The 21885-nt window shown below is 71.6% G+C and carries 17 protein-coding genes; 7 read left to right on the top strand and 10 right to left on the bottom strand.

Translation table 11 applies throughout. The features are described from left to right. Nucleotides 1–171: 171 nt before the first annotated feature. The 4 genes from OKJ99_RS37685 to OKJ99_RS37670 all read right to left on the bottom strand — a co-directional run bounded on the left by OKJ99_RS37685 (nt 172) and on the right by OKJ99_RS37670 (nt 4162). The gene (locus tag OKJ99_RS37685; protein ID WP_326022909.1) at nt 172–342 is read right to left on the bottom strand and encodes a Trm112 family protein; all 171 of its coding nucleotides are present in this window, start codon (nt 340–342) and stop codon (nt 172–174) included. Between the two features lie 159 nt (nt 343–501). Next, on the bottom strand, nt 502–1869 hold the full coding sequence (locus tag OKJ99_RS37680) for a phosphomannomutase/phosphoglucomutase (protein WP_326022908.1): 1368 nt from the start codon (nt 1867–1869) through the stop codon (nt 502–504). 158 nt (nt 1870–2027) lie between these two features. Beyond that, nucleotides 2028–3644, bottom strand: coding sequence for an L-lactate permease (locus OKJ99_RS37675; RefSeq protein WP_326022907.1), 1617 nt, complete (start codon nt 3642–3644; stop codon nt 2028–2030). A 140-nt stretch (nt 3645–3784) separates the two neighbouring features. Continuing rightward, nucleotides 3785–4162, bottom strand: a complete 378-nt coding sequence (locus OKJ99_RS37670; RefSeq protein ID WP_326022906.1) for a DUF3499 domain-containing protein — start codon at nt 4160–4162, stop codon at nt 3785–3787. A 321-nt stretch (nt 4163–4483) separates the two neighbouring features. On the opposite strand from OKJ99_RS37670, the gene OKJ99_RS37665 reads away from it, so the two are divergent. After that, nucleotides 4484–4969, top strand: coding sequence for a metallopeptidase family protein (locus OKJ99_RS37665; protein ID WP_326022910.1), 486 nt, complete (start codon nt 4484–4486; stop codon nt 4967–4969). A 20-nt stretch (nt 4970–4989) separates the two neighbouring features. On the opposite strand, the gene OKJ99_RS37660 is transcribed toward OKJ99_RS37665, so the two are convergent. The 3 genes from OKJ99_RS37660 to OKJ99_RS37650 all read right to left on the bottom strand — a co-directional run bounded on the left by OKJ99_RS37660 (nt 4990) and on the right by OKJ99_RS37650 (nt 10577). After that, nucleotides 4990–6450 carry a DUF5719 family protein gene (locus OKJ99_RS37660; protein ID WP_326022905.1) on the bottom strand — a complete coding sequence of 487 codons (1461 nt, stop codon included), beginning with the start codon at nt 6448–6450 and terminating at the stop codon, nt 4990–4992. Next, nucleotides 6447–10148 (bottom strand): glycosyltransferase, encoded by a 3702-nt coding sequence (locus tag OKJ99_RS37655; RefSeq protein WP_326022904.1) that lies wholly within the window; start codon nt 10146–10148, stop codon nt 6447–6449. The genes OKJ99_RS37660 and OKJ99_RS37655 overlap by 4 nt, the downstream gene beginning before the upstream one ends. Before the next feature lie 165 nt (nt 10149–10313). Then, on the bottom strand, nt 10314–10577 hold the full coding sequence (locus tag OKJ99_RS37650; protein ID WP_326022903.1) for a WhiB family transcriptional regulator: 264 nt from the start codon (nt 10575–10577) through the stop codon (nt 10314–10316). 612 nt (nt 10578–11189) lie between these two features. Here OKJ99_RS37650 and OKJ99_RS37645 point away from each other — a divergent pair. The 3 genes from OKJ99_RS37645 to OKJ99_RS37635 are packed head-to-tail and all read left to right on the top strand — an operon-like array spanning nt 11190 to nt 14039. Further along, nucleotides 11190–11684, top strand: coding sequence for a cysteine dioxygenase (locus OKJ99_RS37645; protein WP_326022902.1), 495 nt, complete (start codon nt 11190–11192; stop codon nt 11682–11684). Nucleotides 11685–11727: 43 nt separating this feature from the next. Then, nucleotides 11728–12711: a 2-phospho-L-lactate transferase gene (gene cofD, locus OKJ99_RS37640; RefSeq protein ID WP_326022900.1), complete on the top strand. Its 984-nt coding sequence runs from the start codon at nt 11728–11730 to the stop codon at nt 12709–12711. Then, nucleotides 12708–14039, top strand: a complete 1332-nt coding sequence (locus tag OKJ99_RS37635) for a coenzyme F420-0:L-glutamate ligase (protein WP_326022899.1) — start codon at nt 12708–12710, stop codon at nt 14037–14039. The genes cofD and OKJ99_RS37635 overlap by 4 nt, the downstream gene beginning before the upstream one ends. 31 nt (nt 14040–14070) lie before the next feature. On the opposite strand, the gene OKJ99_RS37630 is transcribed toward OKJ99_RS37635, so the two are convergent. The 3 genes from OKJ99_RS37630 to OKJ99_RS37620 form a co-directional block, all read right to left on the bottom strand. Next, nucleotides 14071–14985, bottom strand: coding sequence for a DNA-3-methyladenine glycosylase family protein (locus OKJ99_RS37630; RefSeq protein WP_326022897.1), 915 nt, complete (start codon nt 14983–14985; stop codon nt 14071–14073). Nucleotides 14986–15152: 167 nt separating this feature from the next. Beyond that, the gene (manB, locus tag OKJ99_RS37625; RefSeq protein WP_326022896.1) at nt 15153–16235 is read right to left on the bottom strand and encodes a mannose-1-phosphate guanylyltransferase; all 1083 of its coding nucleotides are present in this window, start codon (nt 16233–16235) and stop codon (nt 15153–15155) included. A 91-nt stretch (nt 16236–16326) separates the two neighbouring features. Beyond that, nucleotides 16327–17607 (bottom strand): peptidoglycan recognition protein family protein, encoded by a 1281-nt coding sequence (locus OKJ99_RS37620; RefSeq protein WP_326022895.1) that lies wholly within the window; start codon nt 17605–17607, stop codon nt 16327–16329. A 94-nt stretch (nt 17608–17701) separates the two neighbouring features. Here OKJ99_RS37620 and OKJ99_RS37615 point away from each other — a divergent pair, with 94 nt between their 5' ends. The 3 genes from OKJ99_RS37615 (at nt 17702) to OKJ99_RS37605 (ending at nt 21817) form a co-directional block, all read left to right on the top strand. Next, complete coding sequence (locus OKJ99_RS37615; protein ID WP_326022894.1) at nt 17702–18457, top strand: TIGR03089 family protein; 756 nt, start codon at nt 17702–17704, stop codon at nt 18455–18457. A gap of 110 nt (nt 18458–18567) precedes the next feature. Continuing rightward, nucleotides 18568–19827: an LCP family protein gene (locus tag OKJ99_RS37610; RefSeq protein WP_326022893.1), complete on the top strand. Its 1260-nt coding sequence runs from the start codon at nt 18568–18570 to the stop codon at nt 19825–19827. Nucleotides 19828–20104: 277 nt separating this feature from the next. Next, complete coding sequence (locus OKJ99_RS37605; RefSeq protein WP_326022892.1) at nt 20105–21817, top strand: LCP family protein; 1713 nt, start codon at nt 20105–20107, stop codon at nt 21815–21817. Nucleotides 21818–21885: the final 68 nt, after the last annotated feature.

The raw sequence follows: 21885 nt of genomic DNA, 5'->3' as shown, positions 1-21885 counted from the left end.
GGTATGCCGGCCTCGGCCGCGTGCCGGGCCGCCGTGCGGACACGGGCGCCGGCCTCGGCGGCGCCGCGCAGCAGGCCGCGGCGGTCGGCCCTGGCCAGCGCGTCCGGGTCGTCCAGGAGCGATTCGTCGAACATGGCGTCGGGCCTCCTGCGGGCGGCGTCTTTTCGGGGGTTACGCGGGGCGGCGCGCCTCGTCGATCAGGAGGACGGGGATGCCGTCGCGGACCGGGTAGGCCAGCGCGCAGTCCTTGCCGGTGCAGACCAGCTCGGCGTCGGCCTCCTTGAGCGGGGCGTGACAGGCCGGGCAGGCAAGGATCTCCAGGAGGCCGGCTTCGAGCGGCATGGTTCCCTCCGGGGGTGGGGTTCGGGTGCGCTGCACCGGGGCGCGGTGGCCGGGTGGCCGACCGGAGTGCGGCGCTGGTCACCAGCCTACCGGCGGGGGCACGAGCTGTGCCGTGGCCGGGGGCTTTCCGGTGAGCGTACGCCGCGCCGGGGCGGGGCCTCAGCCCCGGATGATCGCCAGGACCTCGTCCCGGACCTTTTCCATCGTTGGCGTGTCCCGCGCCTCCGCGTTCAGGCGCAGCAGCGGCTCCGTGTTGGACGGGCGGACGTTGAACCACCAGTCGGTCGCCGTGACCGTCAGGCCGTCCAGCTCGTCCGTCGTGATGCCCTCGCGGTCCGCGTACGCCGCCTTGACCGCGGCGAGCCGGTCGGTCTGGTCGGCGACCGTGGAGTTGATCTCGCCGGAGGCCGCGTAGCGGTCGTAGGAGGAGACCAGGGCGGAGAGCGGACCGTCCTGGCCCCCGAGGGCCGCGAGGACGTGGAGCGCCGCCAGCATGCCCGTATCGGCGTTCCAGAAGTCGCGGAAGTAGTAGTGCGCGGAGTGCTCGCCGCCGAAGATCGCGCCGGTGGTGGCCATCTCCTGCTTGATGAAGGAGTGGCCCACGCGCGTGCGCACGGGCGTGCCGCCGTTCTCCTTCACGACCTCCGGGACGGTCCAGGAGGTGATCAGGTTGTGGATGACCGTGCCCGAGCCGCCGTTGCGCGCGAGTTCGCGGACGGCCACCAGGGCGGTGATCGCGGACGGGGACACCGGGTCGCCGTTCTCGTCCACCACGAAGCAGCGGTCCGCGTCCCCGTCGAAGGCGAGGCCGAGGTCGGCGCCCTCGGCACGCACGCGTGCCTGGAGGTCCACGATGTTCGCCGGGTCCAGCGGGTTCGCCTCGTGGTTCGGGAACGTGCCGTCCAGCTCGAAGTACATCGGCACGACGTCCAGCGGCAGGCCTTCGAGGACCGTCGGGACCGTGTGTCCGCCCATCCCGTTCCCCGCGTCGACGACGACCTTCAGAGGGCGGATCACCGTCAGGTCGACCAGGCCGCGCAGGTGCGCCGCGTAGTCCTTCAGCGTGTCCCGCCGCGTGACGGCTCCGGGCGTGGCGGCCGGCTCGGGGGCGCCCGACGCGCTCCACTCCTCGGCCAGCCGGCGGATCTCGGCGAGGCCCGTGTCCTGCCCGACCGGCGCCGCGCCCGCGCGGCACATCTTGATGCCGTTGTACTGCGCCGGGTTGTGCGAGGCCGTGAACATGGCGCCGGGCAGGTCGAGCGCGCCCGACGCGTAGTACAGCTGGTCCGTCGAGCACAGGCCGATCTCGGTGACGTCCGCGCCGAGGGCGGCGGCCCCGCGCGCGAACGCCCCCGTCAGGCCGGGCGACGAGGGCCGCATGTCATGACCCACGACGATCGCGTCCGCGCCCGTCACCCGCACGAACGCGGCGCCGAACAGCGCGGCGAGCTCCTCGTCCCACTGGTCCGGGACCACCCCACGCACGTCGTACGCCTTAACGATCTGTGACAGATCAGCAGCAGCCACGGTCTGCCCAGCCCTCCTGGAGTCCTGCACGGACCCACAAAGTACCTGGCCGCACTGACAGTGGATCGTGAACCCCTCATTCCTCCCGGGGAACCCGTCTGCCCGCATCCTCACTGGTCACAGCAGCACCAGGCGGTACCGGGCGGCGCCGGCCCCGCTCAGGGCAGCATCCACGACAGCACCGCGGTGCTCTGTGCCCACACGATCAGACACATCACGAGCAGCAGTCCGGCGCTCCACGGCAGCACCTTGCGCAGCAGGTCGCCCTCCCGGCCCGCGAGGCCGACCGCCGCACAGGCGATCGTCAGGTTCTGCGGCGAGATCATCTTGCCGAGGACGCCGCCCGAACTGTTCGCCGCGGCAAGGAGTTCCGGCGAAAGGCCCGACTGCTGGGCGGCCGTCACCTGGAGGGCGCCGAAGAGCGCGTTGGCCGAGGTGTCGGACCCGGAGACCGCGACGCCGAACCACCCCAGTACGGGCGACAAGAAGGCGAGCCCTGCGCCCGCTGCCGCCACGAAGTGCCCGATGGTGGCGGCCTGTCCGGACAGGTTCATGACGTACGCGAGGGCCAGCACACTCGTCACCGTCAGGATCGCGAACCGCAGTTCGTGCACCGTGGCGAACCACTCACGCACCGCATCGCGCGCGTGCACCCCGAGGACGACCGCGGAGAAGAGTCCCGCGATCAGTACGAGCGTGCCGCCGGTGGAGACGATCGGCAGCGTGAAGATGTTGCCGCCCACGGGCTTGCCGCTCGGGTCGGCGACGTTCAGGAAGGGCCAGTCGAAGACCCAGTTGGCCTTGGTGAGCAGGTCCTTGATGGCGGGGATCTGCGCCAGGGAGAAGATCACGACGATGAGCGCGTACGGGACATAGGCGCGCAGCACCTCGGGCCGCGCGTCCTCCTCGTCCAGGTCCTCACTGCGTACGCCGGTCAGGACGGCGGCGCGGACGGGCTCGGCGGCCGGCCTGCGCGCGTGCGGCACCGCGACGAGGGCGCCGGCACCCACCAGCGCGGCGCCGATGTCGGCGAGTTGGGCGGACACGTAGTTGGAGGCCACGAACTGGGCGACGGCGAAGGCGAATCCGCACGCCAGGGCGGGCACCCAGGTCTCGCGCAGGCCCCGCTTGCCGTCCACCAGGCCGACGAGCACGAGCGGCACCACGAGGGCGAGCAGCGGCGTCTGACGACCCACCACGGAGGCGACGGCGTCCAGCGGAAGGCCCGTCACCTGAGCCAGCGTCACGACGGGCGTACCCATGGCCCCGAAGGCGACGGGCGCCGTGTTGGCGACGAGCGCGACGACCGCGGCCTTCACGGGGTCGAAGCCGAGTGCGACCAGCATCACCGAGCAGATGGCGACCGGCGCCCCGAACCCGGCGAGCGCCTCCAGGAGCGCGCCGAAGCAGAACGCGACGACGAGCGCCTGGATGCGCGGATCGTCGGAGAGCCGCCCGAAGGAGCGGCGCAGGATGTCGAAGTGCCGGGTGCGCACCGTCATCCGGTACACCCACAGGGCGTTGACGACGATCCACATGATGGGGAAGAGCCCGAACACCGCGCCCTGTGCGGCGCTGGAGACGGTCTGTCCCAGAGGCATGCCGTACGCGAGCCAGCCGACGGCGGCTGCCACGGCGAGACCGATCAGGCCCGCGCGGTGCGCCTTCATGCGCACGGCGCCGAGCAGGACGAGGACGGTCACGAGCGGCAGGGCCGCGACGAGGGCGGACAGGCCGAGCGAGCCGCCTACGGGCTCCAATTGCTGGACGAACACGTGCGCCTCCCGGGATCCCGGAGTCGGGTGGCGAAATCGTCGTGTCCTCAACAATCGCGGGTCAACGCGTTCGACTGTGAAGATCCCGTGGAAGGGCCTGACCTATACGGAAGAAAGGGCCTGATCTACAAGGAAGTTGATCAGTTGTCGGGCGAGCGCAGCACGCGGAGGTGACCGCGGCGCGCGACCTCCATGGGGTCCGCGGTGCGCGCCCCCGAGCCGCCGGCCCCGGCCGCGCGCTCCTGCGGGCGGGCCGCCTCGCGCACAGCGTTGGCGAGGGCCTCCAGGTCGTCCCCGCTGGGGCGGCTGGGAGCGCTGCCGCCGGAGAGCCGGACGACCTCCCAGCCGCGCGGCGCGGTGAGGCGCTCGGAGTGCTCGGCGCACAGGTCGTAGCAGTGGGGTTCGGCGTACGTGGCGAGGGGGCCGAGGACCGCGGTCGAGTCGGCGTAGACGTACGTCAGCGTCGCGACGGCAGGACGGCCGCAAGCGGTGCGCGAACAGCGACGTACAGGGCTCACAGCGTTGGACGCTACCGCACTCTTGAGCGGGCCGCGACGACTCTCCCCGAGGTCACCCCACCGTGTCGTGGCGTGATCCGGCGCACACCCCCGTCCACGGGCGCCCCGGTGACCTGCGCCGACCCCGGGTCGTGCGCCCCACTGGGTAGTTGAAAGCGGTCACCACTCAGGGCATATAGCGCCAATTGCCGCGAGATCGTCGATCCGGGAGAGAAGTTGAATCAGCCCCAAGATTGGCTTGATCGGTCAGGAAGCGACATGGGGTGCCCCGCCCGGCGCCGCCCCGCTTCCGGCGCCGCGGAGGACTACGCTGCGTCAGTGATGGAAAGGCCAGTCAACACAGACGACGCGGTTTCGCCGCCCTCCGGGGAGCCGCGCCCGCCGCGCCGCCGCGACCGGCACGGCCGGGGCATGCGCGGCCCCGTGGCGCCCCCGCAGGTGCCGCTGTCCGCGAGCCGCGCCGAGGCCTTCTCCGACCTCGTACAGGACTCCGTGGAGCGCCTGGAGCGGCGCTGGCCGCAGCTCGCCGAGGTCGACTTCCTGATTCTGGACGTGCCGCGGCTGACGGCCGAGGACGAGGCGTGGGTCGGCGGCGCGGTGCCGCTCGGCGGCATGGTCCCCGCGCGGGACGACACCCCCGCGCGCGTGGTCATCTACCGGCGCCCCGTGGAGATCCGCACGAAGGGGCGCGAGGAGCAGGCGGCGCTCGTGCACGAGGTCGTCGTCGAGCAGGTCGCGGAGGTCCTGGGGCTCACCCCGGAGACCGTGGATCCCCGGTACGGGGACTACGGAGACGGCGAGGACTGACCCCGCCGCCCCGTAGGCAGCTACTTCTGCACCACCGAGAGGTCCTCGTCCGCCTTCGGCACCGACACCATGCCCCGGTCGTCCGGCAGCGTCTGCACCGTGAACGCGGGGACGGAGCCCTGCTTCTTCTCCAGCATCCGTGAGCCATGGACCGGGCCACCCGACACCGGCTCCACCGTCAGCGCGTACGAGCCCTTCAGGCCGGACGGGACGGGCGGGGTGACCGAGAGCGTCGTGCCGCCCTTGACCGTGTACTCCTTGGTGGTCGCCGTGCCGCCCTCGGTGCCCGGGGACGCGGTGACCTTGACCTTGCCGGTCGACTCGGGGGCGGTCAGGGCGAGCGTGGACCCCTTCGCGCGGTTGTCGGCGACCGTGGCCCGGGCGCCGATGCTCCGCGTGGCCGGGATGAACGCGGTCTCCTGGTCGGCGCCCTTGCCGCGCGTGACGCGCAGGGCGGCCACGACCGGCACGGAGCCCTCGGAGGGCGTCAGGATCAGCGACCCCGCCTCGCCGCGCGTGACGGCGCCGAGGTCGACGGCCGTGGTCATGCCCGACTTCAGGTGCAGCGTGTCGTGCCCCGCAGGCGCGATCTTGCCGCTGGAGGTCGCGAGCTGGACCTTCAGGTCGGCATCGTCCTGCCCCGGCGCGAAGGCGACCAGACGCGCGTTCTTGGCGTCCTTCGGGATGCCGGGCAGCACGAGGGACGCGGCCGGGTCGGCGGATGCGGGCAGCCAGTCCCCGCCCAGCTTCTCGTCCACGTCCGACAGGGCCGCCCCGACCCGGCCGCTGCGCGCGGTCACGTGCAGCGTGAGGTTCGTGTACGCCTTGTCGGTCAGCGTCGACAGCAGCACCGGGACGCTGGAGTGCGGCGGGACGGTGATGCCCTCGCCGACCTCGGACTTGATGGCCCCTTCGGGGCCGTACATCTGCACGTCCACGACCGCGGCCTCGTCGTCCGGGTTCGTGAGGTGGACGTAGTCGCTGCGGCCCTTGGCTGTGCTGGCGCCGGGGAAGTAGAAGTCCGTGTCGGGCTCCGAGCAGTTCACACCGAGCAGGCCGCGGCCCGAGCCGGCGGTCACGCTGGTGGTCTGCTGGACGGTCCAGCCGGGCGCGAGTGCCCCGTCGGCGGTTCCGGTCAGGGCGGGCGCCTCGGCCCCGGTGGCGTCGCCCGCGACGGGCGTGCCGGGCTTCTTCGGGGTGACGACAGCCTTGCCCTTCTTGCCGCCCTTGGCGGGCACCAGCTCCGCCGTGCCGACGCCCTCGGTGCCCTTCGTCTCCGGCGTGTACGAGGTGTACGCGGTCTCCGCCAGGTCGGACTGGCTGGGCTCCGGGCACAGCAAGCTGGAGCGCTCGACAGGGAGGCGCGCGGCGGCCGCCCGGCCGGAGGTGTCCTCCTCGCCGGGCGTCGTCGCGGCGGCGAAGCCCGTGACGGCGGCCAGGGCGGTCACGGCGGCGATCAGGGACAGGGTCGTGCGGTTCACTGCTGGCTCCCGTCGGGGCGCTCATTGTCGGCGCCGTTGCCGTGGCCGTGCTGCTGTTGCTGGTGCTGCTGTTGCTGCTGCTCGTACGTCGGGTCGTACTGCTGGGGCTGCTCGTACCCGCCCCCGTAGGCGTACGGGTCGTACTGGCCCGCCTGGTAGGGGTCGACCTGCTGGTCGTACCCGTAGGCGCCGCCCTGGTACTGCTGCTCCCCGGCCGCGTACGTGCCGTAGTCGGCGGCCGCGTAGCTGGGCTGGTCCCACTCCGCGTACGTCTGCTGGTGCGGGAAGCCCGCCATGGGGGCCTCCTCCGGAGGAGGAGGCATGGCCGCGCCGGGGACCTGCTGGGGCACCGGCTCCGCCTGTGTCGCCTGCTCCGCATCCGCCTGGGCACGCAGTCGGCGGGCCCTTCGGCCGTCACCCGCGAGGTCCTGTGCGGTCACCACGGGCTCATCCGGCAGGTCGTCGTCGACGTCCTGGCGCCGGCCTGGCAGGGCGAGCACCACGAGGACAAGGGCGAGCAGACCCTGCGCCCACAGCCAGGCGGTGTGCGTGATCGGCGCGTCGTACGTGACGTCCAGCGTGCCGCCCGATGCGGGCAGTTCGAAGCCCTGCGCCCAGCCGTCGACGGTGGTCTTCGTCAGAGGCGTGCCGTTCAGCGTCGCGGTCCAGCCATCGGCGGACTGGTCGGCGAGGCGCAGGATGCGGCCCTCCTGGCCCTGCGGCACCTTCGTGTGCAGCTCGACGGGGCCCGCCGCGACCGGCACGGACTCCTCCGCAGTGGAGCCGACGTCGGCCTTCGGCAGGACGACGGCCCGCGCCACCTGCCGGTCGACGCGCCACAGCGCGGTGCCGTCCTGCTGGCTGAGCCGGGTCAGGCCCGGCGTCGCGTCGAGGACACGGCTCATCTCGCGCGGCGCGCCACCCCGTACGAGGACGTAGCGCACGGCGAAACCGCCGAGCTGGTCGGCCTGATCGGCGCCGGAGCCGGCGACCAGGTTGGCGACGACCTTGTCGAGCCTGGCGTTCTCGCCCGCGGCCGCGGTCAGCTCGCCGTCACCGAGGCGCGCACCCGCGCCCCGGACCAGCGAGTACGCGACGTCGCCCGTGGAGCCGTCCATGACGAGCGTGCGGGCCTGGTCGCGGGTGCCTGCCTCCTCGGCGACGAACGCGGGCACCTGCACCGGGTCGCGCCGCTCGACGGGCCCGTCGGCGCCGCCGATCATCCAGCCCGCGGCGAGCAGCACAGGGCCCGCCGCAGCGGCGAACGCGATGAGCGCGGCCACCGGCTGACGCCAGCCGAAGCTCTGCTCGGCCACGCGCGAGCGCGCGCCGTCGGCGCCGAGCGCGGCGGCGGCCAGGAGCGCGATGCCGTAGACGAGGGTGGCGGGTCCGGCCCACGCCGAGCCGTTCGACAGGGCCGCGAAGACGAGCGCCACGACGGCGACGGCCCAGGAGGCGACGATCGCGCGGCGGCGCTCGTGGCGCAGCAGGGCGGCCAGCGCCGCGAGGACGATGCCGACGAGCAGCAGGCTGCCCGTGGTCCCGGCGCCGCCCGGCGACGCGCCGAGCAGCCCGAGTCCGGTCGCGGAACCCGCCCCGTACGGGATTCCGGCCTCCTTGAAGAAGCCGAACGGGAGCAGCGAGAGGGACCACGGCGCGAGCATCAGCAGCGGTGTGCCGAGCGCGGCCAGGAAACGCAGCCCGTAGGCGGTGATGTCGGAGCGCCGCACTACAAGGAGCGCGATGCCGAGGACGAGCGCGACCGGCCACACGATCGGCGTGAAGGCCGTCGTGATCGTGAGCAGCAGCGCGTACGCCCAGGTGGCCCGCCAGCTGCCGCGCCCGCCCTGAGTGTGCGTCAGGCCCGAAGCGGCGAGACCCGCGCGCGCGAGGAGCGGCAGCAGGATCGCCAGCACCGCGGTGCCGATGCGGCCGCCCGCGAGGGCGCCCGTGACGGCGGGCAGGAAGGCGTACGCGACGGCCGCCCACGCGCGCAGGAGGCGCGAGGTGACGAGCGGCCTGGACGCGAAGTACGCGGTGAAGCCGGCGAGCGGCACCGAGCCGACGAGCAGCACGGTGACCGCGAGCCCGGTGGAGCCGAACAACACGGAGGCGAAGGTGGCGAGCAGCGCGAGGTACGGGGGCGCCGCCTGGGTGCCGCCGGTACTGGTGGCGTGCCAGGCGTCGGCGTACCGGGCCCACAGCTCGGACGCGTCGGCGGGAGCGGGCAGCAGCGCGCCGCCTGCCAGAGCCCCGCCTCCCAACAGCCCTCTACAGGCGATGAGGGAGACGAAGAGCAGCACTACCAGGAGCACCGGTCCGGGGTTGCGGGCGATGCGCTTGAGGCGCGCGAACCGCTCGATCCGGACGAATTCGGCGTCGTCGGGCGACTCGAGGCCACCGCCACCGTGCCGGCCCGCCCTGGCGGTCTCCGGGTCGGAGCCTTCGAAGAGGTTGCCCGCCACCTGTTCGACGGTGAGCCGCACCGTCGCGCCCGGCGGCGGGAACAGCGGGCGCAGTTCCTTGGCGTCGACGACGCCCCTGCCGCGCTGCCTGCGGGCGGCGAGAATCCGCCCCGGCCGCAGCAGCGTCGCCAGCAGACCGGTGATCTCGTCGAAGGCCTGTCCCGGCACCTTGCCGACGAGGTACGCGAGCGTACGGAGCAGCGTGCCGAACACGACGCGGAGCAGGGACCACGCAAGCGTCGCCCCGCGCGCGTTGGCGAGCAGCGTGTAGACGGCGCCCGCCTTGTCCACCTTGTGCGGCGACGTGGCGGTACGGCCGACGCAGTCGACGGTGCGGCGCTCGCGGGAGGAGGCCTCCGCGTGCCGCACGACGGCTTCGGGGGCGACGACGACCCGGTGGCCCGCGGCATGGGCGCGCCAGCACAGGTCGACGTCGTCACGCATCAGCGGCAGCCTGCGGTCGAAGCCGCCGAGCTGCTCGAAGACGTCACGCCGGATCAGCATGCCCGCGGTGGACACGGACAGCACGGGCCGCACATGGTCGTGCTGCCCCTGGTCCTGCTCGCGGCGGTCGAGACCGGTCCAGCGGCGCCCGGAGTGGGCGATGGAGACGCCGACCTCGAGCAGCTGCCTGCGGTCGTACCAGCCACGCAGCTTGGGTCCGACGATGGCGACGTCGCTGCCGGCCTCGCGCTCCATCTCGACGACGCGCAGCATCTGGGCGAGCGCGTCGGGATCGGGCGCGCAGTCGTCGTGCAGCAGCCACAGCCACTGCTCGGGTTCGCCGTGCGGCAGGTCCGGCAGGTCGTACGCGTCGTCGCGCCAGGAGCGGCTGACGGGGTCCCAGCCGCTCGGGCGCTTCAGGTACGGCAGCTCGTCGGGGGTGAGGACGCCCGCGCTGCGCACGGCCTCCTCGACGGCCTGGCCGAAGCCGGTGCGGCGCGCGAGGTGCAGCACGCGGTCGTCACCGATGGCCTGCGCGACGAGCGCGGCGGAGTCGTCGGCACTGCCGGTGTCGGCCGCCATCGCGTTCTGAACGGGGCGCTCCTGGGAGAGCAGCCCTGAAAGAACGTCGGGCAGCCAGCGCGCTCCGTCGTGCGAGACGACGACGGCGGTGACGACATGCCTGGGGAACTCGGGGGCGCTGCTCGGGTCGACCCCTGCTGCGGGCCCCGGGTTGAACGCGGCGGCGGCAGTACCGAATTGGCCTGCCGAGTGGCTGTGCACGGACATCGAGGTACGGGCCCCGGTTCGTTGGACTGCGGTGGACGCCCGCGCCCACTGGGGACACGGTGGCGTCCGGGACGGGGCCCCACACTAACGGCTGCCAACAACAGCGGCCCGCCGCCTGTGGACAACCACGGGCAGCAGGCCGGAAAGCACCGCACATCTTGGGGACTAGAGAGCGGCCTTCTTCAGCCGACGGCGCTCGCGCTCGGAGAGGCCGCCCCAGATGCCGAAGCGTTCGTCGTTGGCGAGCGCGTATTCGAGGCACTCGGAGCGGACCTCACACGCGAGGCAGACCTTCTTGGCCTCTCTCGTGGAACCGCCCTTCTCGGGGAAGAAGGATTCGGGGTCGGTCTGGGCGCACAGCGCGCGCTCCTGCCAGCCGAGTTCTTCTTCCGCGTCCTCGACCAGCAGATCCTGAAACGACTCGGTCATAGTGCGCCCCTCGTCTGTCCGTGCGTCCCCGTGATGTTGCCGTCACCGATTTCGGCTGAACGACACGAGTGAAATTACAAGTGTGCCGATCCGGGGCAGTCAAGCCGAGATCTGCTATTGGGCCCGTTATTCACCCTGCGGAACCAAGGCTATGCGGAAAGTGTTCAAATCGCCAAAAACCATGACACTTGCCCGCGGCTCATGCGGAGCCGACCGCACCCCGTGCAGTCGCCCCTCCCCCGATGAACCGCTACAAGGAAAGACGCCGCAAAGATCGCTGCCGTTCCGACGTTTGCACGCCGGGTTGCTGCGCCACATGTCCGGCCACCTCGCTGCACAAACCTTTCGCCTGCCAAGGACACCGGATGAGGTGAACCATATTCCACAATCCGGACATTGGGTTGACAACGAGGGCATGACCCGCTGTCCTGATGGGCATGCTCGCGATTTCGGCACCCTCGACGACCCGCACCGCCGGGTCCGTTCGCGCTGCCCTCGTGTGCTGTTGCTGTTCCAGCTGTTGAGTCGTTGAGCCCGTCGGCTCCGACCACGCTTCTTCTCATCTCAGTACGGCCCTGCGCACCGCACTCCCTTGAGGAACACCACCACCCCATGAACAGCGACAGCGACCTCCAGATCGCCGGCGACATCCTCGAAGTACCGCACCTGCTGCAGCCCGTCCGGGAGCACCCCGAGACGGTGGCCGAATTCGTCGGCCTCGCGCGCTCCATCGCCGCCGACCGCTCCCAGTGGGAACACCTCGTCGAGTACGACACCACCACCCGCTGGTACCACCGTCTGCGCACGGGACCCGGCTACGAGGTGTGGCTCCTGTCGTGGGTGCCGGGTCAGGGCAGCGGGCTGCACGACCACGGCCTCTCCTCCGGCGTACTGACGCTGCTGCAGGGCGAACTGACGGAGCGTACGGAAGGGGGCGTGCGCGCGCTCGGAACCGGCGCGCAGCGGGTTTTCGCGCCCGGTTACGTCCACGAGGTCGTCAACGACTCCCTGGAGCCCGCGGTCAGCCTGCACGTCTACTTCCCCGGCTTGACCGAGATGCCGATGCACACGCCAACCTGCTCGGTCGCCGAAGCCGCCACTGTCTGAGACCGGCCGACGCGTTGTCAGAGGTGCCTGCGATGCTGGGCACATGCGCATTGTGGTTCTGGCAGGCGGCATCGGTGGTGCCCGGTTCCTTCGCGGTCTCAAGCAGGCCGCACCGGACGGCGCGGCCATCACGGTCATCGGCAACACCGGGGACGACATCCACCTCTTCGGCCTGAAGGTCTGTCCGGACCTCGACACGGTGATGTACACCCTGGGCGGCGGCATCAACGAGGAGCAGGGCTGGGGACGTACGGACGAGGCGTTCACGGTCAAGGAGGAGCTCGCGGCGTACGGGGTCGGACCCAAGTGGTTCGGGCTCGGCGACCGGGACTTCGCGACCCACATCGTCCGTACGCAGATGCTGGGCGCCGGCTACCCGCTCAGCGCGGTCACCGAGGCGCTGTGCGAGCGGTGGCAGCCGGGCGTGCGACTGCTGCCCATGTCGGACGACCGCGTGGAGACGCACGTGGCGGTCGATGTGGACGGCGAGCGCAAGGCCGTGCACTTCCAGGAGTACTGGGTGAAGCTGCGCGCCTCCGTGGACGCGCAGGCCGTCGTGCCCGTCGGTGCCGAGCAGGCGAAGCCCGCGCCGGGCGTCCTGGAGGCCATCGCCGAGGCCGACGTGATCCTCTTCCCGCCCTCGAACCCCGTGGTGAGCGTCGGGACGATCCTGGCGGTCCCGGGGATCCGGGAGGGCATCGAGAAGTCCACCGCCCCCGTCGTCGGACTCTCGCCGATCGTGGGCGACGCTCCGGTGCGCGGCATGGCCGACAAGGTGCTCGCGGCGGTGGGCGTGGAGTCCAGCGCGGCCGCGGTCGCCGAGCACTACGGGGCGGCGAAGGACGGCGGGCTGCTCGACGGCTGGCTGGTCGACACGGTGGACGAGAAGGCCGTGGAGCGGGTCGAGGCGGCCGGGATCGCGTGCAGGGCCGTGCCGTTGATGATGACGGACCCCGTGGAGGGCACCGCCGCCGCGGAGATGGCGCGTGAGGCGCTGAAGCTCGCGGAGGAGGTACGCGGCGCGTGACGACCACCCCTGACACCCCCGGCACCTCTGCCGCCCCCGGCTTTCGCGCGTGGGCCGTCACCGGCATTCCCGAGGTGCGGGAGGGCGACGACATCGCGAAGCTGATCGTCGCCGCCGAACCGGGGCTCGTCGACGGTGACGTGCTGCTGGTCACCTCGAAGATCGTCAGCAAGGCCGAGGGGCGGGTGCTCCGGGCCGACGACCGGGAGGCCGCGATCGACGCCGAGACCGTACGGGTCGTGGCGCGGCGCGGCACGCTGCGGATCGTCGAGAACAAGCTGGGGCTCGTGATGGCCGCGGCAGGGGTCGACGCCTCCAACACCCCCGCGGGGACGGTGCTGTTGCTGCCCGAGGACCCGGACGCCGCCGCGGCCGCGATCCGGGACGGCGTGCGGGACGCGCTCGGGGTGGACGTCGGGGTCGTTGTCACCGACACCTTCGGCAGGCCGTGGCGGAACGGGCTGACCGATGTCGCCATCGGGGCGGCGGGCGTGCGCGTACTCGACGATCTGCGGGGCGGCACGGACGCGTACGGGAATCCGCTCAGCGCCACCGTGGTGGCCACGGCCGACGAGCTGGCGGCCGCGGGTGACCTCGTGAAGGGGAAGGCCGGGGGTCTGCCGGTCGCCGTGGTGCGGGGGCTCGGCTCGACACTCGTCCAAGAACAGGGTGGATCCGCGAGGGAGTTGGTGCGGGTCGCGCGCGACGACATGTTCCGGCTCGGCACGTCGGAGGCGGTGCGGGAGGCCGTGACGCAGCGGCGGACCGTGCGGGCGTTCACCGACGAGCCGGTCGACCCGGGGGCCGTGCGGAGGGCCGTCGCCGCGGCCGTCACGGCGCCCGCGCCGCATCACACGACGCCGTGGCGGTTCGTGCTCCTGGAGTCGCAGGAGTCGCGGACGCGGCTGCTCGACGCGATGCGGGACGCGTGGATCGCGGATCTGCGGCGGGACGGCAAGAGCGAGGAGTCGATCGCGAAGCGGGTGCGGCGGGGGGATGTGCTGCGTAACGCGCCCTACCTCGTGGTGCCGTGCCTCGTGATGGACGGGTCGCACACGTACGGGGACGCGCGGCGGGATGCCGCCGAGCGGGAGATGTTCGTGGTCGCCACCGGGGCCGGGGTGCAGAACTTCCTGGTCGCCCTGGCCGGGGAGCGGCTCGGGTCCGCGTGGGTCTCGTCGACCATGTTCTGCCGGGATGTCGTGCGCGACGTGCTCGACCTGCCGGAGACGTGGGACCCGATGGGGGCCGTCGCGGTGGGGCATGCGGCGGGGGCGCCGGGTGAGCGGCCCGAGCGGGTCGTCTCCGACTTCGTCGAGGTGCGGTAGAGCGCCGCGGGCGCTTGTGCGCCGGCCTCCCTCACCACTCCGCGATGTTCACCCTGCGCATCTTGGGTTGCCTCCGTGGCGGTGAGACGCCGCTGAGCATGATCAGGCGGGCCGCCCGGTGGCGCTGGCCCGCGTACGGGGCCAGGAGTTCCAGCATGTCCTCGTCCGTCGCGTCCCGGTCGGCCGCGAGGGCGTAGCCGACGATGCCGGGCAGATGCAGATCGCCCGTCGTCACCTCGTCGGGGGCGCCGTGCGTGCGCTGGACCGTCTCCGCGGAGGTCCAGGGGCCGATGCCGGGGACCAGTTCCAGCCGGGTGCGGGCCTCCCCCGGCTCCATCCGCGCCGCCTCCTCCAGGCGGCGGGCGACCTGTGCCGCGCGGATGATCGTCGAGGCGCGCTTGTTGTCCACGCCCGCCCGGTGCCACTCCCAGGAGGGGATCAGCGTCCAGGTGCGCGGGTCCGGCATCACGCGCATGCGCAGGTCCTCGCCGGCCGGGCCGGGGGCCGGTTCGCCGTACTTGTTCAGGAGCAGGCGCCAGGCGCGGTACGCCTCGTCCGTCGTGACCTTCTGTTCCAGGATCGACGGGATCAGGGACTCCAGGACCAGGCCCGTGCGGGTCAGGCGGAGGCCGGGGCGGCGGTGGGTCGTCCGTGCGACGAGGCGGTGGCGGGGCTCGAAGGCGGTCGGGTCGTCCGACTCGCCGAGCAGGTGCGGGAGTTGGGACAGGAACCAGTCGGCTCCCTCGCCCCAGGCCCGGGCCCGGACCGCGCCGTCGCGCTCCTCGGTCACGCGGAGCGTTGCCGGGCCCTGTGGGGTGCGGCTGGATCGCCACACCGCGCCGTCCGGTGTGGTGCGGAAGGTGGGGTCCGCGGGGCCTCTGCGCAGCGGGCTGAGGGTGAGGCCCAGGTGGAGAGGGGTTTCGGAGGGGTATCGGCGGCCTGCCACGGGGTCCTCCGGGTGGGGCGGGTGGGTCTTCGAGGGTAGGGGGTTTTCTCCCTCAGCCCGCGAAAGCGCCTCTTCCGGGGACCCGTGGTCGACGTCGCGGGGCTCTGCCCCGGACCCCGCTGCTCAATCGCCGCAGGGGCTTATAAGCAGAGCCGCAGGGGCTCGAATTACTGGTCCGATGAGAAGCGGATCGAAGCCGGGGGCAGGGTTGCGTTGCACCACACTCGGACTCCTGACTGGAGTTCGTTGTCCGCGCCCACGTCGGCGCCGTCGCCTATCACCGCGCCCTTGAGGGTCGTACGTGCGCCCACTCGGGCGCCGGTGCCGACCAGCGAGTCCGTGATCACCGCGCCCGGTTCGATCACGGCATCGGGCAGGATCGCGGAGCCGGAGATACGGGCGCCCTCGCCGATCCGCGCGCCCTCGCTCACGACCGTGCCCTCGGTGAGCTTCGCGTCCGGGGCCACTCGTGCCGTCGGCAGGACCAGGCGGTCGCCGCGGCGGCCGGGGACGGCGGGCGACGGGGCGCGGCCCATGACCAGGTCGGCGGAGCCGCGGACGAAGGCCTGGGGGGTGCCGAGGTCCAGCCAGTAGGTCGAATCGACCATGCCCTGGAGATGGGCTCCGGAGGCCAGCAGGTCCGGGAACGTCTCGCGTTCGACCGAGACCGGGCGGCCCGTCGGGATCGTGTCGATGACCGAGCGGCGGAAGACGTACGCGCCCGCGTTGATCTGGTCCGTGACGATCTCTTCGGGGGTCTGGGGCTTCTCCAGGAAGGCCGTCACCCGGCCCGTGGAGTCCGTGGGCACCAGGCCGTACGCGCGCGGGTCCTCGACCCGCGACAGGTGGAGGGAGACGTCCGCGCCGGTCGTCTCGTGCTCGTGGACCAGCGCGCCGATGTCCAGGCCCGTCAGGATGTCGCCGTTGAAGATCAGGACCGGCTCGTCGGGCGCCGAGTGCAGGCGCGAGGCGACGTTGCGGATGGCACCGCCGGTGCCGAGGGGTTCGACCTCGGTGACGTATTCGAGGTGGAGACCGAGGCCGGAGCCGTCGCCGAAGTACGGCTCGAAGACCTCCGCCAGGTAGGAGGTGGCCAGAACGATGTGGTCGACGCCCGCCGCCTTCGCGCGCGCCAGCTGGTGCGTGAGGAACGGCACGCCGGCCGCCGGGACCATCGGTTTCGGCGTGTTCACCGTGAGTGGCCGGAGTCTGGTGCCCTTGCCGCCGACCAGGAGTATCGCTTCAGTCACCTGTCGTCTCTGCTTCCTGCTGGGGCCGGCCGAACTGTCTTTCGGCCGGCCAGTGTATGCAGACCGTGCGAGGCGCCCAGGCCGGCCGGCGTCAGCGGCCCTGTAGGTGGGCGGAGCTGCTGCGGGCGCTGCCGAGCTTGTTGTAGAGGCGGCGTCCCGGACATTCGGTCGCGAAACCGTCCCTGTGACCGGAGATCACCTTGAGTCGTACATTCTTTCCCTTGCGGTAGAGATTGCTACCGCCCGACTTCAGATATGTCGACCCGCGTGGATTCGCGCCGTAGAGACCGAGCTTCCAGGCCGTGAGTCGCGCGATGGCCTTGACGGCCGCGGCGCGCGGTTTGGAGCTGCCGAACGTGCCCAGAACCGCGATACCCGTGCTGTTGGTGTTGAAGCCGAGGGTGTGTGCGCCCATGACCGGCTTGGCGACGCCACCGGCCCGGCCTTCGTAGATGTTTCCGCACTTGTCCACGAGGAAGTTGTAGCCGATGTCGCGCCAGCCACTGCTCTTGACGTGGTAGCGGTAGATACTGCGGATGACGGAAGGGGCTTGCGAGCAGCGGTAGTTGTTGCCGGAAGCGCTGTGGTGGATGAAGGCCGCCTTGACGGTCTTGGTGTAGCCGAGCTTGCGTTCCCGGAGTTTCTCGTTGGCGCCCCAGCCCTTGCGCGTGATGATGCGCGGGCGCGGGCCGATGAACGGACGGGACCCCGCCGCGGCCGACTTGCCGCCGCGGGCCTGGATCAGCTCGTCCTCCGTCTGCTTCTTGTCGAGGGCGGGGATGACGCCGGTGTCGGCCCCTTCCGCGCGGGAGCCCTGCGGTGGCTCTTCGCCGGGGTCGACGAGTTCCAGGCGCAGGCCCTTCGGGAGGGTGGCCGGCCGTGCGGCGCGCTCGGCCTCGGGCTCCTCCGCCTTGACGCGTACTTCCACGCCGTCGCTGTCGCCGACCCAGAGCGGGGCGGTCGCGCCGTGCAGACCGCCCGCGGCGCGCTCCGGGGTGTCCAGGTCGGGGGCGTCGTCGTTGTGGGTCTCCACGTCCTGCCAGGTGGACCAGCGGGTGGTGTTCGTGGTGCGCGTACGCACCTGAACGTTGCCGTGGAGTTGGGCGTCCGGGTCGTCCCAGACGACGCCGACGAGGGAGAAGGGGCGCACGTCGCGCCGTGTGAGCCCCTGTTCTTGGGGGGCGCCGGCGGCGCGCGTCGAGGTGCTGCCGGGCGACGTTTCGAGGGGGTCGAGGGCAAGGGACTGGGTGCTGCCGGGGACCGCTTCGCGCGTCGGGGACGGCGCGGCGTGCGAGGCCGTGGGCAGGGTGAGCGGGAGGGCCAGGGCCGCCGCGCAGGTGACACCGATCGATGAAGCAAGGAATCCACGCATGCGCACGATCGTGTGCGGATCCTTGGGCATCGGCCATCGGGGAGTGTCATACGGGTGCCGTGACGGGTGGGACCCGGTGCGTACGCTGGTTTCCGTGACTGCTGCTGCTCGTACTCCCGCCGCTCTGCTCCAGGCCGCCCTCGTCGCCGATCCGGGGCGACCGCTCGTCACCTTCTATGACGACGCGACCGGGGAGCGCGTGGAGTTGTCCGTGGCCACGCTCGCGAACTGGGTGGCCAAGACCGCCAATCTGCTGCAGGGCGACCTGAACGCCGAACCCGGCGACCGGCTCGCCCTGTTGCTGCCCGCCCACTGGCAGTCCGCGGTGTGGCTGCTGGCCTGTTCGTCCGTGGGTGTCGTCGCCGATGTGGGTGGGGATCCGGGCGGCGCCGATCTCGTCGTGAGCGGGCCCGACACGCTCGACGCCGCCCGCGCCTGCTCCGGGGAGCGGATCGCGCTCGCGCTGCGGCCGCTCGGCGGACGGTTCCCGCAGCCGCCCGAGGGCTTCCTCGACTACGCCGTCGAAGTGCCGGGACAGGGCGACCGGTTCGCCCCGTTCGCGCCCGTCGACGCGGACGAGCCCGCGCTCGTCGTGGCCGGCGCCGAGCGGACGGGCGCCGAGGTGGTGGAGAAGGCCGCCGCCGACGCCACCGGGCTCGGCCTGACCGGACCCGGTTCGCGGCTGCTGTCCGGGCTGGCGTACGACACCTGGCAGGGGCTCGCCGCGGGCCTCTACGCGCCGCTGGCCACCGGCGGTTCCGTCGTGCTGTGCCGCAACCTCGACCAGCTCGACGAAGCGGCCCTCGCCAAGCGCGTGGAGAGCGAGCGGGTCACCGCGACCGCCCGCTGACCTCGTGAGGAAGCGCAGCTAGCCCGTTCGGCTCAGCTCGCCGCGGTCCGGCCGCGCGGCGGGGTCCATGGTCGTAGGTACGCCTACGTTTCCATGAGGGGGACCTGTACGTGACCGACTCCGCTGCCACGCCCCCGGACCCCGGGCCGGCCCACGGCTCCTCGCCCACCGGTGCGGGGCGCGCGCGGCGGCGCGGGAGATGGCTGCGGTACTCGGCGATCTGCGCGGCGTTCCTGGTGCTCGTGGCGGGCGGCGTCGGCTGGATCGCGTACGACAGGCTCAACGGGAACATCACCGAGGACACGGACACCGCCTCCGAGCTCGCGCGCTACGAGAAGGAACGGCCCACCGTGCTGGCCGAGGGCGCGCAGAACCTGCTGCTCATCGGCTCCGACTCGCGGGCGGGCAAGAACGGGAAGTACGGCCGCAACGACGGCACCCAGCGCTCCGACACCACGATCCTGTTGCACGTCGCGGCGGACCGGAAGAGCGCGACGGCCATCTCGTTCCCGCGTGACCTGATGACCGAGGTGCCGGCCTGCCGGCAGCGGGACGGCTCGCGGCACGACGGGATGTTCGCGATGTTCAACTACGCCTTCGAGGTGGGCGGTTCGGCCTGCACGATCCGTACGGTCGAGAAGATGACGGGGGTCCGCGTCGACCACCACATGGTCGTGGACTTCGAGGGGTTCAAGGACATGGTGAACGCCGTCGGCGGCGTCACGGTGTGCCTGGACCGGCCGATCGACGACGACGACGCGCATGTGCGGCTGGCCTCGGGCACCCACCATCTGAACGGCGAGCAGGCCCTGGGCTACGTACGCGCCCGCAAGAGCCTCGGCAACGGCAGCGACACCGACCGGATGGACCGTCAACAGCGGTTCCTCGGCGCGCTCGTCGAGAAGGTGCAGAGCAACGGCGTGCTGCTGAACCCGGCCCGGCTCTACCCCGTGCTCGACGCCGCCACCTCCTCGCTGACCACCGACCCCGGGCTCGCCAGCCTGCGCGGGCTCTACGACCTGGTGCGCGGCATGCGCGGCATTCCGGCCGAGCGCATCCGGTTCCTGACGGTGCCCCGCGAGTCGTACGTCTACAACGCCAATCGGGACCAGCTCGTCCAGCCCGCGGCCGAGCGGCTGTTCACGCAGCTGCGCAAGGACACGCCCGTGAAGGTGGCCGAACAGCCGCCTGCCGACGAGGAGTACGGCGCGCAGGACGAATACGGCACGGACGGCGAATCGGATGGATACTCTGACGGATCCGATGAATACGACACGTATGACGGCGAGGGCGGGAGCGTCGGGAAACCCGGCGCCTCCCCCGCCCCCACCTTCCGCGGCAACACGGCCGGACAGGCCTCCTGCGGCTGAGACCGGACGCCCGGACGACGCCTCAACGGCCCCTGGGCGAAGCGGAAGTCATCAGCCGACCCACAGGTTCAAAGAAATGGTCCGGATTGCCCAGTTGTATGGGAGTGGAATTTGTCACCGTCCTCGCTTGACGCTGAACTGGGCGGATAGTGTGAGCGATCCGGTGCACCCGGCCATGCTTGCGAGCCCGGTCGCGCACTACTGACCGACTTGACCGGGCGCCCGCTTTTAAGGGGGGTGGGGCGCCGCGTGGCCCCGACGGAGGACACAGACAACCGTGGACGCGCAAGGCCGTGGGCGGGCTGAGAACATCGACCCCGCAGATCAGTGGGTGCTCAACCCCCACACCGGTGACTACGAACTGCGACTGACCCCCTCCGCTGGGCAGTCGGCGGTGCCGAGCCCGCGCCGCGCCGCGCCGCGCGGTGACGGTCCGCGCCGTGGCAGCCCGCAGGGCGGCGGCAGAGGCCGGCGCGACGTTCCCCCGCAGCGCAGACGCCGCGAGGCGCCGGCCGCGCAGGAGCAGGCTTCCGGCCGGCGCCGTTCGCGGCCGAAGAAGAAGTCGAAGGCCAAGAAGATCATGCTGTGGACGGCCGGCGGCATGGCCATGGTCGTCCTGGTGGGTGCCGGAGTCGGCTACTGGTACTGGGAGCACCTCAACGGCAACATCACGTCGCAGGACGTGGTCGGTGCCAAGAACGGTTTCGCCAAGGACGAGGCGATCAACGTCCTCGTCATGGGCACCGACAAGCGCACCGGCAAGGGTAACGAGGGCTACGGGGACAAGGGCAGCGTCGGCCACGCCGACACCAATGTGCTGCTGCACGTCTCCAAGGACCGTACGAACGCGACCGCGTTGAGCATTCCGCGTGACCTCGTCGTGGACGTGCCGGACTGCCAGGTGAAGCAGAAGGACGGCACGCTCAAGACCATCAAGGGCACGCCGAACAGCCGCTTCAACACCAGCCTCGGGCAGTCCGACCGCGATGCGGGCTGTGTCATGAAGACCGTCAAGGCGGTCACGGGCATCACCGTCGACCACTTCATGATGGCGGACTTCAACGCGGTGAAGACGCTGTCCAGCGCCGTGGGCGGGGTCAGCGTCTGTGTCGGCAAGGACGTCAACGACCCGGACTCGCACCTCAAGCTGTCGGCGGGCACCCACAATCTGCAGGGCGAGCAGGCGCTTGCCTTCCTGCGCACCCGGCACAGCTTCGGCAACCAGGGCGACCTGGACCGGATCAAGGTGCAGCAGCAGTTCCTCGGTTCCCTCGCGCGCAAGATGAGTTCGAGCGACACGATCACCAATCCGCGCAAGCTGACGAGCCTCGCCGAGGCCGCGACCAAGGCGCTCACCGTCGACAAGGGCATCGGCAGCCTGAGCAGCCTCAAGGACCTGGCCCTTGAGATCAGGAAGGTGCCGCCGAAGAACCTGTCGTTCACCACGGTGCCCGTGATCGACAACCCGGCGGAGCCGACGCCCGTGACCGTCGTCGTGAACCCGACGGCCGGACCGCCGGTCTTCAACGCGATCAAGAACGACGTGTCCCTCACCGCGACGAAGAAGAAGCAGAAGGAGAAGCAGGACGCGAAGCTCAAGGGCCCCAAGTCCGCCGCCTCCGCGGTCCGCGTCAACATCTACAACGGCAGTGGCAGGACGGGCGCCGCTCAGGAAACTCTCACGGAACTGCAGAACACTGAGGGCGTACTGAAGTCGAGCCAGATGGGCAACAAGCCGAATCAGGCGAAGACGAGCCTCGAGTACGCGCCGGACCAGGCCAGTCAGGCCCGGCGGCTCGCGGACATCATGGGCCTTCCGGCGTCCGCGCTGAAGGAAGGCAAGAGCGAGAAGAACGATCAGGGGCTGCCGGCGATGACACTCATCCTCGGCGGCGACTTCAAGGGTGCGGGGACACCCGTCGACGGAGCCTCGGCAAAGGCGCCGGAGGTCGACAAGACAACAGCGGACAAGGCTGTGTGCGCCAAGTGACCAACCTCGGCCGCCTGTTGACTGTCTAAGTAAGTGACAGAGGGCGGCCGAGCCGCTGTCACAGGGCG

It is taken from the genome of Streptomyces endophyticus (assembly GCF_035798155.1).
In the GTDB taxonomy this organism is placed as follows: domain Bacteria; phylum Actinomycetota; class Actinomycetes; order Streptomycetales; family Streptomycetaceae; genus Streptomyces; species Streptomyces endophyticus.
This window is presented reverse-complemented; position numbering and strand designations above follow the sequence as displayed.

What these genes read in the sequence shown, in the direction of transcription:
- OKJ99_RS37685 (WP_326022909.1), bottom strand. Translation starts at nt 342, where the DNA reads ATGCCGCTCGAAGCCGGCCTCCTGGAGATCCTTGCCTGCCCGGCCTGT.
- OKJ99_RS37665 (WP_326022910.1), top strand. Translation starts at nt 4,484, where the DNA reads ATGGAAAGGCCAGTCAACACAGACGACGCGGTTTCGCCGCCCTCCGGG.
- OKJ99_RS37655 (WP_326022904.1), bottom strand. Translation starts at nt 10,148, where the DNA reads ATGTCCGTGCACAGCCACTCGGCAGGCCAATTCGGTACTGCCGCCGCC.
- OKJ99_RS37650 (WP_326022903.1), bottom strand. Translation starts at nt 10,577, where the DNA reads ATGACCGAGTCGTTTCAGGATCTGCTGGTCGAGGACGCGGAAGAAGAA.
- OKJ99_RS37645 (WP_326022902.1), top strand. Translation starts at nt 11,190, where the DNA reads ATGAACAGCGACAGCGACCTCCAGATCGCCGGCGACATCCTCGAAGTA.
- cofD (WP_326022900.1), top strand. Translation starts at nt 11,728, where the DNA reads ATGCGCATTGTGGTTCTGGCAGGCGGCATCGGTGGTGCCCGGTTCCTT.
- OKJ99_RS37620 (WP_326022895.1), bottom strand. Translation starts at nt 17,607, where the DNA reads ATGCGTGGATTCCTTGCTTCATCGATCGGTGTCACCTGCGCGGCGGCC.